Consider the following 13704-nt stretch of genomic DNA (forward strand, 5'->3'; position numbering starts at 1 on the left):
CTATGTGCCCAATGTTCCTATGTGGTTGCAAATCCAGATATAACATTTCGTCTATGTGTCCAATGTTCCTATTGTGGTTACAAATCCAGATATAACATTTCGTCTATGTGCCCAATGTTCCTATGTGGTTACAAATCCAGATATAACATTTCGTCTATGTGCCCAATGTTCCTATGTGGTTACAAATCCAGATATAACATTTCGTCTATGTGTCCAATGTTTCTATTGTGGTTACAAATCCAGATATAACATTTCGTCTATGTGTCCAATGTTTCTATTGTGGTTACAAATCCAGATATAACATTTCCTCTATGTGTCCTATGTTCCTATGTGGTTGCAAAAATTAAACTTTTAACATCGGATATAATTCTGCCGGACCTTCCAGTAATTCTCCTGCTTTTTCTCCGAATGCAGTAATATGAGCACTTACAGAGTGTTTGGCTAAATGCTCTTTACTTTCCCAGTTTTCATAGAAGAAAAACAATTTAGGATCTTCTGCTGATTGGTGAAGCGTATATTCAATACAGCCTTCTTCTGCTAAAGTCGGAGCAACGATTTTTATTAATTCGGCTTTGGCTTCTTCTTCTTTTCCTGCTTTAGCTGTGATTTTTGCAATGAGTGTTAACATTTTTTCAAGGAGTTTATAAATGATATGCTGAAAATTTTAAAGGTAAATAAAAAGATGGAAATTATTAGCTAATTTAAGAAAGCAAAGCCAATCTAAGTGTCACTTTGGCAATTTTAGAAAGATAAATAGGAATTTCAGTATGCAGAACGACGAGTGGAGTTTTCTTCAGAACTATACCTCGGCCCGTATAGCCCGCGGACGAGCAGGACATAGTTTGCCAACAAATGAATTACTGAAATTTCAGGCAGATCATGCCCGTGCCCGTGACGCTGTATATTCCGAATTGGATACAGATTTATTAAAGAATACCCTCGAAACCCAATTGTTACTGGAAACCATCCTCCTGGAAAGTAAGGTACAAAATCGTCAGGAGTTTTTACAGAGACCAGACCGGGGAAGATTTCTAAATGAGGATTCGGGATCGTTTTTAAAAAACAGAGAAGCCGGCAAATCAGATATTTGTTTTGTGATTGCAGACGGACTTTCGGCTAAAGCGGTTAATACTCATGCCCTGCCTGTTTTGGAAAAGCTCATACCTCATCTGCAAAAATTAACATGGAAAATTGCTCCTGTTTGTCTGGTAAAACAGGGAAGAGTAGCCATTGGAGATGAAATCGCCTTTTTACTGAAAGCAGAAATAGTAGTTATTTTTATCGGAGAGCGGCCAGGGCTAAGTTCTCCTGATAGCATGGGAGCCTATTTAACCTTTAAGCCTCAGGCTGGCCTGACAGATGAAAGCAGAAATTGCATATCAAATATTCGGCCTGAGGGTCTTAATTATGATTTCGCAATGCAGAAACTTCTTTATTTACTTACCGAGATGAAAAGCAGGAAACTCAGCGGTGTTAATTTAAAAGATGGGATGGAAGAAGGACAGTATATAGAGGACTAACTGCACAAAATCATAATTTCATGCAGTTAATCTGATATTTGTATTTGGATTAAGAAAGCAGGTTCCAGCCGATACCTAATTTTGCTAAACGGTAACGAACGGAAACTCTTAGTACTCCCAAACCATATTTAGAACTGCGCGTAAAATTGATAGAAGAAGCTTCGTCAAAGTATTTAGTCGGGCAGGTAATTTCCGCAATTTCAAAACCTTTCCAGAAGATCTGAGCAATCATCTCATTATCAAAAACAAAATCATCGTCACATTTATGAAAAGGAGTTTTTTCCAGTACTTCTTTAGAAAATGCCCTGTAACCGGTATGGTATTCTGAAAGTTTCTGACCTAGCAATACATTCTGGAAAAAAGTAAGAAACCTGTTTGCAATGTATTTGTACATAGGCATTCCTCCTTTTAAGGCGCCTTTTCCTAAAATTCTGGAACCAAAAACTACCGGATACAGGCCGTTCCCGATAATAGAAATCATTGCTGTCAGCAGCAAAGGCGTATACTGGTAGTCGGGATGAAGCATAATCACAATATCTCCGCCAAGTTCAAGGGCTTTTGTATAACATGTTTTCTGGTTGCCTCCATACCCTTTATTTACATCATGTCTGATAACATGTTTGATACCAAGTGATTTTGCTACTTCAACCGTGTTGTCCGGGCTGTGATCATCCACCAGAATTACTTCATCAACTAAATCAAATGGAATTTCTTTATAGGTCTTTTCAAGGGTTAAAGCTGCTTTGTAAGCGGGCATTACAACAATTACTTTCTTATTATTATACATAAAGCTGTTTAAGGGAAATATTGATTCGGTATCGGCTTATTCTGATTTACTAAAATCTAATAAAATGTTATAATTTGAAAAGACTTTCCGTAATTTGTGTTAGCGGGGAGAAAAATATCCGGAATAAAATCTTCGAAAAGATTTGAACTATTTATTCCTCAAAAGTACAAAAAAAAATGAGTTTGTCCGGTAATTGAATAGCTGAGAACTGAAAATACATAGTTTCCGGCTTAATATTCCATAAAAAGTAAATAAAAAATTAGAAAAATTTAATTATGTTTTCAAACGAAACAATCTTTTTTGCAGGGTTTGCCTTATTTGTAATGCTGGTAATGTTGCTTGATTTAGGTGCTTTTTCCAGAAAAAAAAGCCACGAAGTCTCATTCAAAGAAGCTGGAATATGGAGTGGAATATGGGTTTTACTTTCAATCGCTTTTTACTTTTTTATCAGTAAATATGGTTATCTGGTACATGGAATAGAAACAACTGAACGCCTTACTGAAGTTAAAAACCTCTATGCCAGACATCTCAAACTAAATGGTGCATCGTTTGCAGAGAATTTGCAGATTTTTCAAAATAATATGTCGTTGGAATACATTACAGGTTATCTGGTTGAATATTCTCTTTCAGCAGATAATATTTTTGTATTTATTCTGATACTTAACTCCTTCGGTGTTCACCGGAAATTCTATAAAAAAATCCTTGTATGGGGGATTTTAGGAGCAATTATCCTTCGTTTTGTCTTTATTTTCGTAGGTTCTGCCTTACTTCAAAGGTTTGAATGGATTGTTTTCATATTCGGCGCATTTCTGGTTTATACAGGAATTAAACTCTTTTTCGGAGATGATGAAGATGAAAAAATTGAACCGGCCAGGCATCCGGTTGTAAAATTTGTATCAAAATACATGAATGTCTATAAAAGAAATGTCATTGACCATTTCTTTGTTAAAAATAAGGCCGGTAAATTATTTATTACCCCTTTATTTGTCGTGGTAATCGTAATTGCCTTTACAGACCTTGTTTTCGCAGTGGATTCTATTCCTGCTATTTTTTCTATTACCAAAGACCCTTACATCGTCTTCTTTTCCAATGTTTTCGCAGTAATGGGGTTACGTTCGATGTTTTTCTTCCTGAGCAGTATTATGGGGATGTTCCGCTTTTTAAAGATTGGCTTAGCAGTATTATTGACGTTTATCGGAATCAAAATGCTGGCTCACCATTATCTTGAAGCATTTGGATTTACAACTATTCATTCTTTATATGTCATTATCGGTATTTTAGGCGTTAGTATTGGGGCAAGTTTGTTGTTTCCCAAGAAAGAACTTTAGAAGCAGGACCTGAGAAGTTTCAGGCAAAAGAGCAAAGATTTTAAGAATAAAGACAAAAGGCTATTGGAATGAATAATGTCTTAATCCCTGCTTCTCAGATCTTGTTTTTCATTTCTTTCCTCTTTTGTCTGAAATTCTTTCATCCAGGATATTATGCTCAAAAAGATATTAAAATCATATCAGAAAAGACTAACCAATCTCAGTTCAAGGAATAAATCGCTATTGCTTTTGACATTGAGTTCAGAGCAGTTTTTAGATGTGCATGAACTTGATTTTTTGCAAAATACTCCTTCCTTTGAGCTCGTAGAACAATTACTTGCTCAGAAAAATACCATTCAGCTTTGCGACGTACTTGACCCTCGTTTTGAGAAAGTAAACGAGGTAAGCAAGCGACTGAGAAAGATTTCCAGAACCGAAAAATTTATTGAAGAAGAACGAGGTTCTGAGGATTTATATATAGGTTACCCATTCATTAAAGGCAAATTGCTTGATGGTACGCTGGTGCGCTGCCCATTGCTTTTCTTTCCTGTTACGCTGGCACAAAAGAGCCAGAAAACGAATCAGTGGATTCTGCAAAGACGTGATGAGCCGGTTTCTTTAAACAGAAGTTTTTTGCTGGCTTATTCACATTTCAATCAGGTCAAAATTTCTGATGCTTTTCTGGAACAGAGTTTTGAGGATTTTCCTAAAAATTCCCTCGAATTCAGAACTGCATTATACGAATTTCTTAAAGCTTCCCCGCTGGAAATTAATTTTAACCAGGAGCTTTTTACCAATCAGTTAACACATTTTGAGAAGTCTACCAGAGCCGATTTAGAGCTTTCGGAGAAAAACGGAGCGTTGAAGCTCTTTCCGCAGGCAGTTCTTGGTATTTTCCCCCAGGCAGGCTCATTTTTAGTGGATGATTATGAATTGCTGATTGAAAATCTTGATAATGCTCCTGATATTTCTGAAGAAGATTTATTTTCGAAATTCGGCATAGAAAAGGAAGAACTGAATCTTAGAGAAGAATCTTTAATCACTCCGTTTCAAATTGACGCTTCTCAGGAAAATGCACTGAAAAATGTAAAACAAGGCAACTCTCTTGTTATCCAGGGACCTCCGGGAACAGGGAAATCCCAATTGATCTGTAACCTTGTGGCTGATTTTACAGCCCGGGGAAAAAAAGTGCTGGTTGTATCCCAGAAAAGGGCTGCATTGGATGTTGTGTACGACAGGCTGGCTAAAACCGGTATGCAGGATTTTGTGGCAAATATTCATGATTTTAAAAATGACCGGAAAGCACTTTATGATAAGCTTTTCAATCAGATTGAAAAAATAGACGAATTTCAGCGACAGAACCAAAGCCTGGATGCTATCTTACTGGAACGCAATTTTACGCAGGAATCCAGGACAATCGACAGAGTTTCAACAGAACTTCAGGCTTTTAAGGAAGCTTTGTTTGATGAAAAAATTGCCGGAATTTCTGCAAAGGAGTTGTACCTTACGTCTTCTCCTGAAGAACCATCCCTGAATCTGAAGGAGCATTTCAAGTATTTTAAAATCAATGAAATACATGATTTTTTAAATCAATGTTCTTCCTATCTCGACTATCATAAAAAAATGAAATGTGAGGATGAAAAGACAGAGCATTTCTGGCAAAGCCGTTTGGATTTCAGACATTTTCAATTTCCGGATTTACAGCAGATTGAAAAAGCAATATCAGGAATGAGCCATTTTTCTGTGAAAATTGCTCAGAAGACCCGGGAGCTGCTGGGGGAATCCCTGAATTTTGAAGAATTGTTGGGGATATTTTATGAGAGAGTTGAACTGAATTCTATTGTACAAACACTTGAAAATGAACATATTTACAGGTTTTTTCAGAAAGGCCTGAATCAAAATTTCCAACCTGTATCTATTGATAAAATCAGTGCATTAAAAACAGAGGTATTTTGTTTTTTTGAAGGACAGGGAATAGAAGTAACTGCTTCTTCACAGGAGTTGAACATTATTTCCCAAAAACTCAGCGAGGCTGTTTCTTCTAAAGCTAACCCTTTGTCAGGATTAATCTGGCAGGTATTTTCGAAGGAAAAAGACGTTGTTCAGGCTTTGGCTGGCGCAAATGGTCTGGGAACCTCAAGGGAAGACCTGAACAAACTTTCTCAGCGGATTAATAACCGGATTAATCTGGAAAAATGGTGGAATCAATGGGGGGATCTGTTTGGAAACCAGCCAGATGAAAAGTCTGAACCTGTCTGGCTTAGAAAAGGATTGAGGTGGTTTGAAAGACATTTTTATAACCTGGAACAAGCAACTAAGGCCCATAAAATAGCTGATGATCTGGTTTTCTTTCCGGTTAAGAATGCAACTGGAAATGATTTACAGAATTTTCAAAAAATCATAACAGAACTCATTCAGCTTTCAACAGAAGGATTTGAAAATCAGCAGACCTGGTTGAAATACCTGACTGAGATACAGCTGGAACAGATTGACAGACAGGAAATTCTGATAGATTCAGTAGTGGCTGAACTGAAGAAGAAATTTGAACTGTTTTGTGAAGCCGATCAGCTGAAAGCGACTTTCAGCAGATTGGAATGGGATGTTATCATTCTGATTCTGGAAGAAAATCCTAAAGGCAAAACTGAAGTTGAAGAAGACATAAAATTGCTGTTAAATTCTTTGAAACTGTCATGGATTGAGCATCTGGAAGAGCTTTATCCAATTCTTCGGGCTGTTTCTTCTCTGAAGATTTCACAGCTGGAAAATCAGCTTCAAACTTCTGTTCAGGCCAAGCAACAGCTTAGCCAGGAAATATTGCTGCTGAAATTGCGTGAACAGACTTTTAGAGAACTTGAACTGAACCGCCTGCAAAATGTAGTTACTTACCGGGAATTAAAACATCAGGTTTCCAAGAAAAGAAATGTCTGGGCGATCCGGAAGCTGATTGCAGAATTTTCTGAAGAAATTTTTAAACTGATTCCATGCTGGCTGGCTTCTCCCGAAACAGTTTCGGCAGTATTTCCGCTACAGACTATTTCCGGAGAACAGATGAATAATGATTTCCTGTTTGATCTTGTGATTTTTGACGAAGCTTCACAATGTTTTGCCGAGCAGGGAATTCCTGCTTTATTCAGAGGCAGGCAGGTTGTTATTGCCGGAGATTCCAAACAGTTAAAACCTAATGATCTGTATGCTGTCCGTTTTGAGGAGGACTCTGAAGACCTGCCGGAATTGGAAGTAGATTCCTTGCTGGATCTGGCGGCTCAGTATTTGTCTCAGAACCAGCTGAAATCGCATTACAGAAGTAAATCCCTTGATCTGATTGATTTCTCAAATCAGTATTTTTACAAACGGACTTTACAGCTTCTGCCTGATTTCAAAGAAATAAATAAGAATGAACCTGCCATAAAATACCTGAAAGTTGACGGAATATGGGAAAATAATGCCAATGTGATAGAAGGGCAATCTGTCGTTGAACTGGTTCGTAATTTGAAGGAAACATCTCCCGAAAAATCTATAGGAATTGTTACTTTCAATACCCGTCAGCAGGCTTTGATACAGGATTTACTGGAGGAAATCCCGAATATCAGAACAAAAGAACATGAACCGCTTTTTATAAAGAATATCGAAAATGTTCAGGGGGATGAAAGAGACATCATTATTTTTTCTATCGGATATGCTTCAGATGTCCGGGGTAAATTTAGCATGCAATTCGGCTCTTTAAATGCAATGGGAGGAGAGAATCGCCTTAATGTTGCAGTTACCAGGGCAAGAGAGAAAATATTTATTGTAAGCAGTATTCTCCCGAATCAGTTAACGGTAGAAGATTTACAAAATGAAGGTCCGAAATTATTGAAAAAATACCTTGAATATGCCTGGCAGGTTTCTATCGGTCAATATCAGCCAAAACCATTTGAGGCCAGAAACTATAAAGCAGATTGGTTTTTAAAGGAACAATTACGCAGAACAAATGCCCGGTTTGTGAAGGAACTTCCTTTTGCGGACCTGACTGTAAAAAATACCTCCAATTATGAAAGCCTGATTCTGACGGACGATGATTTATACTTCGAAAGTATTTCTTCCAAAGAAGTACATGCCTATCATCCTTTATCTTTAAAACGAAAAGGCTGGGATTTCAGAAGAGTATATAGCCGGGAGTTTTGGTTAAATAATCTTACAGACTTGCAAAAATCTTCCGATAATTCAAAGGACTCATATTCATCAGCCCTTTAAATTGCTTGTTAAAGTGTGAAATATTCCCGAAACCACTTTCAAAACATATTTCGGAAACAGGTTTTTCTGTTGAAGTCAGGAGGTTGCAGGCGTGTTTTACCCTGAACTCTGTCACAAGGTCAAGAAAAGTCTTTTTAGTTACTTTTTTGAAATATCTGCAAAAAGCCGTTTCTGTCATATTGGCAAGATGTGCTGCTTCGTCAAGATGTACTTCCTGCGTATAGTGAGAAATGACATAGGCATAAACTTTATTGATACGCTTCAGGTCAATTTGTGACAAATTATATACACCTTGCTGTTTGTCAATCAGTTGGATATCATTGGAATTGGCAATGGTATTCAGCAGATCCAATAGCCCCAAAAGCCTTTGAAAAGGGCTGGCATGGAGGAGAAACTGGATTTCTTTGGCAATGCGATCACGGGTTTTTCCGGTAATCTGGATTCCGCATTTTGCATTTTGGAGCAAATCACGGATTGGTTTGGCTTCAGGTGACTGAAAGAATTTTTCTCCGATAAAATCTTCTTTGAACTGAATGACAATTGACTGTGCAGCCTCTTCGTCATTACTGAAATGATTATTCTGCCAGCAATGAGGCAAATCTGAACCTAAAAGTACCAGATCTCCTGCCTGAAAATCATTTACCTGATTTCCTACAAAACGTTTTCCATCGCTTTTTACAATTAAAGTCAGCTCAAATTCCGGATGAAAATGATAAGGTGCATCGAAATAAGGTTTTCGGAATTCTTTAAATAAAAAAGAAGTATCGTGGGCGTTGTCAATATGTTCTAATGAGGCTTTCATTTATCTAACTCGACTTTTACGGATTAATTGATAGTGTTTATTAAGCATTAACAACTAGAATCATAAGCTGGAGGGTTAGTCTTAACAAGAATCAACGCAAATTTACCAATTCAAGACTTTTTTTCAATTCTAAGCTAAATATGCACAAATTTCTGATAAAAACGATAAAGTTGCCCTTGAAAAATTACTATTCCTTTGCATAAAAAAATATAGTGTTTTTGAATTAAAAGCTAAACAATTATGGATAGTATCTTGAATTTACCTGAGCTTTCATCAGGTTATGCAGTTGGGCAGGACCAGCATGAAGAATTTCAAAAAAACGGACACATACTTTTGAGAGAAATTCTGAATAAGGATGAAATAAAAACTTATCGTGATGTAATTGTAAATGCTGCTGAAAAGTACAATACTGAAAATCGCAAAATGGAGGAAAGAGATACCTATGGTAAGGCCTTCCTTCAGATTATGAATTTGTGGGAGGTTGATGAGCAGGTAAGAAAATTTACTTTAGCAAAAAGATTTGCTAAAATTGCCGCCAGTCTGATGGGCGTTGAGAAAGTAAGAATTTATCATGATCAGGCTCTTTTTAAGGAAGCAGGCGGCGGTTTAACTCCCTGGCATCAGGATCAGTATTACTGGCCTTTAGATACCGATAATACAATTACGATGTGGATGCCGCTTGTTGATATTTCTGTTGAAATGGGAATGCTCACTTTTGCTACCGGTTCTCAGGAAGTAGGGTTTCTGGGAAATCTGGCTATTTCTGATGAATCTGAAGGGATGATCGGGCAATTGGTAGAGGAAAAAGGTTATCCTATTACCAGAGCTTCAACGATGAATGCAGGAGATGCAACCTGGCACGCAGGATGGACATTACATGCTGCCCCGGGAAATTCTTCAGACAAAATGCGTGAAGTTATGACGATTATTTATGTTGCTGATGGTGCAAAAATAACCGAACCTAAAAATCAGCATCAGGAAAATGACCGTAAAAGATGGCTTGCAGGAATGGAACCGGGGCAGTTTGTTGACTCAGTATTGAATCCCGTTGTTTAGGAGCAGGGTTTTGAAAATTCAGGCAGTCGGCTATCGGCTTTCGGCCGTCAGCTTTAATTTCACCTTTGTTTTATAGGGATTGTTTTTCGACATAATTGACTGATTTTCATTGTTTACCTTTCTTAATTTTTCAAGGAAAAACTAAGATTCTAATAAGAGATCCAAACAAAAAAAAGTTTGGTATAACTGCGTGAAAATCAAATAATTGTATATAACTGAAAAGCTAATGCCGACGGCTTATTAATGTTTAGGACAGCCACAATCTTTTTTCTTGAATAATCCCCAAAGGAACCCTTTTTTGCGGCGACGGCGCATGCTGGTATTGGAAGTAGAAGTTGCAGCAGAAACAGAAGTTTTATGATTGCTATTGTAGCTCAATAAGTCTGAAGCTTCACTTTCAGGTTGAAAGCAAATTAAAGTAATTATTAAGAGAATTAGCTTTTTCATATTTGGTATGTATATTTTGATTTCCTGAAACCTGATAAAAAATAAGTTTCCTGAAGGGATGATCGGGCTCAAATCTTTATATCAGGTCTCTGGAAACTAAATTAATACAATTTTCAAAAATTACTGTACTTGAAAAGTAAGGATTACTCTTTATACAACGAAACAGCCTTCCCGAAAAGTATCCGGAAAGGCTGTTTTTCAATTACTAAGGTCTCATGTTATTTAGAAAATTTCTTTTTCAAATATTCAGTAGATAGCTTCCAGGCATCTTCTGTAGCTGCTTTATCATAATCAGGATTTGAAGGATTGGCAAACGCATGTTCTGCCTCATAGCTTTTAACCGTGATTTTTTTACCGGCCAGTTTCATGCTTTCCTGAAACTCTGCTACAACTTTTGGCGAAATCCATTGCTCTTTTCCTGCGAAAAGTCCAAGCACATCCGTATGCAAAGCTTTCAGTTTTTCTACCTCTTTTACAGGCATACCGTAATACATTACACAGCCGACAGCCTGTTTCCCTTCCAAAAGTGCTGATTTTAACGACAATCCTCCTCCGAAGCACCAGCCTATTGAGGCAATTTTAGCTTTCGGACCTGCATAAGCAATGGCTCCTTTGATAATGGTTTCCAGTCTTTCAGGGTTAGCGCCACTCATAAATTTTCCGGCATCTTCTCTGGTTACAGCTACTTTACCGTCATACATATCGATAGCCAGTACGTTAACATTTCCCAGTTCTTCATAAAGATGTTCTGCCTCTCTTTTAATATGATCGTTCAGACCCCACCATTCCTGATAAACAAATAAGTAATTACTGGTAGGTTTAGCGGCTTTTATGAAAAATGCATTAGCTTTCTGGCCATCGGCTGTATTGAAAGTAATCATTTCGCCGCCTACCTTACTCACATGTGTATATGGAAGTGGTAAAGCATGAGCTTTCTGAAATTCTTTGGTAGAAGCCCATAATTGCATATCATCTTTCTTCAGTTCACAGCAACTCTGTGAAAATCCGAGATAACTTATCATTGCGAAAGTCAGAGTTAAGAATAGTTTTTTCATTTGGATAAAAGTAAAATGACGTTAGTTAAAATTAATGCCAGTGTATTTTTTATAACTCAATATCCTTTCAAAAAGTTACCTTCCCATATAAAATTTGCAATAAATATTCGTGTTTTGCTATTTCGATTTTAAAACAATCAATTCTCCGGGCTGGCACTCTTTTTCGAAAATTCTGCCTTTTTCAATCTTGCCATTTACCAGATATTCTTCTCCTAAGTTGTGTGCTAATTTCAAATGACCGCCGGCAAGACTTTTGATTTTTATCCCGGAAACCTTTCCGTTTTTAACTTTGGCACTCACCTGAAAAGCACCTTCTGCACCAATATTTTCAAAAGAAAAATCTTTCCAGTCGCGGTGAATAGCCGGAAGAACATAGATTACATCTTCCCTGTTTTGTACCAATAATTCATAAACAGCAGTAAGTGCGCCGAAGCCGGCATCCATTTGAATCACTTCTTTATTGGCTGCTTCTTTAGGAGCCTTAAACCAACCCTGGTCTGCTATCAGACTTACACCCTGATAAGCAGCATTATGAAGAGTTCCCCGGCCTTCATTGGTATAATTTTCTTTCCAGTAATGTAACCAATTGACAGCTGCTTCCGGGAGGTCATTTCTTGACCAGATGGCAGAAGCCCAGGGAACGCACCAGCCAGACCAGTTTCCTGCACCTTTAAATGTCCAGTTTCTCAGGCTGTTTGTAACAATCTGCTGATGTTCAGGAGATTTTGGATTTATCGTGCAAAATGGAAAAATGCTTCCCAGATGAGAATGATGTCTGTGTGAACCTACGAGATCCTGACCTTCCCACATGGCAATTCTGGTACCTTTTGCACTATTTTCTTCCATCCAGATATCGTCAACAGTGGTGTAAGGCGGTAGCTTCCGGCTCACTTCATCCCAGCGGGGATCCTGAGGTTTCCCCAGTATTTTAGCTGCCTGAGGCAAAATTTTTGCGATCCGATGTAAGGCTGCCAGTTGGAAAGAGGCATCTCTTCCCCAGGCATTCATTCTGTCTCCCCGGTATTCAGGACTTACAGAAACCGGGAGGGAAAATCTGGTTCCCCCTTTGCCGTCTGCAACCTCTTCCAACATGGCCCAATAACCTTCAAAAGCACCTTCCAATAAAGTCCAGGCTGTTTTTTCAAGGATTTTCTGATCCATGCTGTAACGATAATGCTGCCATGCCAGGTAGGCCATCCAGGCAGTACAGGCATGGTCAATGGTACCTGTCCAGAAAGTACCAACCACATGACAGCGGTCATCAACAGCATGTGGAAGCATCAAAGCACCTTTTCTGCCAAAAAACTTTTCTCCGTTTTCCTGTAAAGTAGGCGTCCAGTTTGCCATCATATTCCAAAGAGGCATCAGATTGTTTGCCCGGTTGGAAGCCAGTACAGGAGTATAAATCATTTGTACATTGATGTTGAAATGATAGTCATTGCTCCAGGGAGGCAATTGATACTCCTCGTTAAAAGAACCCTGAAGTCCTGCTGCCAAACCTTGCGGAGGAGTCATGCAGGCTTGTTTGTATAAACCATAATCTACAATTTCCTGTAAAGCCTGATCCGGAAGGTTGATTTTCGGCACATTTGTCCAATAATCCTTCCAAAAAGCATTTTTCTGCGTCAGCTGTGTTTTTAAATCAAAAGAAGATACCTTTCCGATTATCAAAGAATTATTGTCATCTTTTCCAAGATGAGTAGCGATGACAATCTGATTGGGTCTTTCACTGATTACCAGAGAAAGAGGATCATCCTCAGGCAGCGTTTGTACAAAACCCTTGTAAGGAAATGTTGTTTTTCCTTTTAATAACTGTGGTTCGCTGACTCCTGCTTTAGAAAGCAAATCTTTTACATAATTCCAGCTGGGGATAATTTCCGAACTCACCTTACAGTTTTGCGGTAAATCTACCCAGGCAAGCTCATCGGCACTTGCCTGTTTGATAAAAGCATATTCTTCCTTTCCTGAAGGATTTCGAAGCGTTATTTTAAGTTCTGCATTTTCCAGATTCAGATCAGCTTTTATTAGTTTCCAGCCTTTTGGAAAAGTAAGGTCCAATCTTCCCCCGCCAATCTGATGCGGCCGGCCAAGGTTAGGAGCACCTTCTTTTTTAGGAACAGCAAAAAGTTCACGTAATCCTTTTTCGTCTTTTGCTTCAAGAAGCCTTCGCACTTCCTGAAAGGTAGCTTTAGAAGCGAAGGGATTACCTCCCCGATGGTCCCAGAATCCGGCCCTGCCAACTGTAATTTTTAATACATTTTCTTCCCCCCAGATCATTAATCCCTGAGTTCCGTTGCCAATTAATGCTCCGGTATGAGTTCTTGGAAGGGGGAAATTCCAGGTCAGGCTTTTTTGTGAAAAAAGCGGAAAATGAATTGCCAGAATCAGCAGAAAAATTCCGGAACGAACATTTATTCCGGAGTATTTGGATAAGGTTTTCATAGCATAATAATGCTTTGGATTATTCCAAAGCGAAAGAGATAAGAAATACAATAAA

Annotated in this window: 10 protein-coding genes; 4 read left to right on the forward strand and 6 right to left on the reverse strand. The window is 38.2% G+C overall.

Annotated features, from left to right (window positions below):
• Positions 1 to 343 precede the first annotated feature (343 nt).
• On the reverse strand, positions 344 to 628 hold the full coding sequence (locus BM179_RS07235) for a putative quinol monooxygenase (RefSeq protein ID WP_092014451.1): 285 nt from the start codon (positions 626 to 628) through the stop codon (positions 344 to 346).
• Between the two features lie 139 nt (positions 629 to 767).
• Between BM179_RS07235 and eutC the strand changes: the two genes are divergently transcribed.
• Positions 768 to 1520, forward strand: coding sequence for an ethanolamine ammonia-lyase subunit EutC (eutC, locus tag BM179_RS07240; protein WP_092014454.1), 753 nt, complete (start codon positions 768 to 770; stop codon positions 1518 to 1520).
• Between the two features lie 49 nt (positions 1521 to 1569).
• On the opposite strand, the gene BM179_RS07245 is transcribed toward eutC, so the two are convergent.
• Positions 1570 to 2307, reverse strand: a complete 738-nt coding sequence (locus tag BM179_RS07245) for a glycosyltransferase family 2 protein (protein ID WP_092014457.1) — start codon at positions 2305 to 2307, stop codon at positions 1570 to 1572.
• 275 nt (positions 2308 to 2582) lie between these two features.
• Between BM179_RS07245 and BM179_RS07250 the strand changes: the two genes are divergently transcribed.
• Together BM179_RS07250 and BM179_RS07255 are read left to right on the forward strand one after the other, a co-directional pair.
• The gene (locus tag BM179_RS07250; RefSeq protein ID WP_092014460.1) at positions 2583 to 3635 is read left to right on the forward strand and encodes a TerC/Alx family metal homeostasis membrane protein; all 1053 of its coding nucleotides are present in this window, start codon (positions 2583 to 2585) and stop codon (positions 3633 to 3635) included.
• Between the two features lie 153 nt (positions 3636 to 3788).
• Entirely contained in the window at positions 3789 to 7847 is a 4059-nt protein-coding gene (locus BM179_RS07255) for an AAA domain-containing protein (protein ID WP_092014463.1), read from the forward strand.
• Here BM179_RS07255 and BM179_RS07260 read toward each other — a convergent pair.
• Positions 7789 to 8649, reverse strand: coding sequence for an AraC family transcriptional regulator (locus BM179_RS07260; protein ID WP_092014466.1), 861 nt, complete (start codon positions 8647 to 8649; stop codon positions 7789 to 7791). The genes BM179_RS07255 and BM179_RS07260 overlap by 59 nt on opposite strands.
• A 240-nt stretch (positions 8650 to 8889) precedes the next feature.
• Here BM179_RS07260 and BM179_RS07265 point away from each other — a divergent pair, with 240 nt between their 5' ends.
• Complete coding sequence (locus tag BM179_RS07265) at positions 8890 to 9705, forward strand: phytanoyl-CoA dioxygenase family protein (RefSeq protein WP_092014469.1); 816 nt, start codon at positions 8890 to 8892, stop codon at positions 9703 to 9705.
• 240 nt (positions 9706 to 9945) lie between these two features.
• On the opposite strand, the gene BM179_RS25045 is transcribed toward BM179_RS07265, so the two are convergent.
• From BM179_RS25045 to BM179_RS07275, 3 genes are all read right to left on the reverse strand, one after another.
• Positions 9946 to 10152 (reverse strand): hypothetical protein, encoded by a 207-nt coding sequence (locus tag BM179_RS25045; RefSeq protein ID WP_143095169.1) that lies wholly within the window; start codon positions 10150 to 10152, stop codon positions 9946 to 9948.
• 218 nt (positions 10153 to 10370) lie between these two features.
• Positions 10371 to 11207, reverse strand: coding sequence for a dienelactone hydrolase family protein (locus BM179_RS07270; protein ID WP_092014472.1), 837 nt, complete (start codon positions 11205 to 11207; stop codon positions 10371 to 10373).
• 117 nt (positions 11208 to 11324) lie between these two features.
• Positions 11325 to 13649 (reverse strand): glycosyl hydrolase family 95 catalytic domain-containing protein, encoded by a 2325-nt coding sequence (locus BM179_RS07275; protein WP_092014475.1) that lies wholly within the window; start codon positions 13647 to 13649, stop codon positions 11325 to 11327.
• Positions 13650 to 13704: the final 55 nt, after the last annotated feature.

It is taken from the genome of Pseudarcicella hirudinis, assembly GCF_900115665.1.
In the GTDB taxonomy this organism is placed as follows: Bacteria; Bacteroidota; Bacteroidia; order Cytophagales; family Spirosomataceae; genus Pseudarcicella; species Pseudarcicella hirudinis.

Bases quoted from the DNA above. Each gene is read 5' to 3' on its own strand.
- BM179_RS07250 (WP_092014460.1), top strand. From the start codon at position 2,583: ATGTTTTCAAACGAAACAATCTTTTTTGCAGGGTTTGCCTTATTTGTA.
- BM179_RS07275 (WP_092014475.1), bottom strand. From the start codon at position 13,649: ATGAAAACCTTATCCAAATACTCCGGAATAAATGTTCGTTCCGGAATT.
- BM179_RS07270 (WP_092014472.1), bottom strand. From the start codon at position 11,207: ATGAAAAAACTATTCTTAACTCTGACTTTCGCAATGATAAGTTATCTC.
- BM179_RS07255 (WP_092014463.1), top strand. From the start codon at position 3,789: ATGCTCAAAAAGATATTAAAATCATATCAGAAAAGACTAACCAATCTC.
- BM179_RS07265 (WP_092014469.1), top strand. From the start codon at position 8,890: ATGGATAGTATCTTGAATTTACCTGAGCTTTCATCAGGTTATGCAGTT.
- BM179_RS07235 (WP_092014451.1), bottom strand. From the start codon at position 628: ATGTTAACACTCATTGCAAAAATCACAGCTAAAGCAGGAAAAGAAGAA.
- BM179_RS07260 (WP_092014466.1), bottom strand. From the start codon at position 8,649: ATGAAAGCCTCATTAGAACATATTGACAACGCCCACGATACTTCTTTT.
- BM179_RS25045 (WP_143095169.1), bottom strand. From the start codon at position 10,152: ATGAAAAAGCTAATTCTCTTAATAATTACTTTAATTTGCTTTCAACCT.
- BM179_RS07245 (WP_092014457.1), bottom strand. From the start codon at position 2,307: ATGTATAATAATAAGAAAGTAATTGTTGTAATGCCCGCTTACAAAGCA.
- eutC (WP_092014454.1), top strand. From the start codon at position 768: ATGCAGAACGACGAGTGGAGTTTTCTTCAGAACTATACCTCGGCCCGT.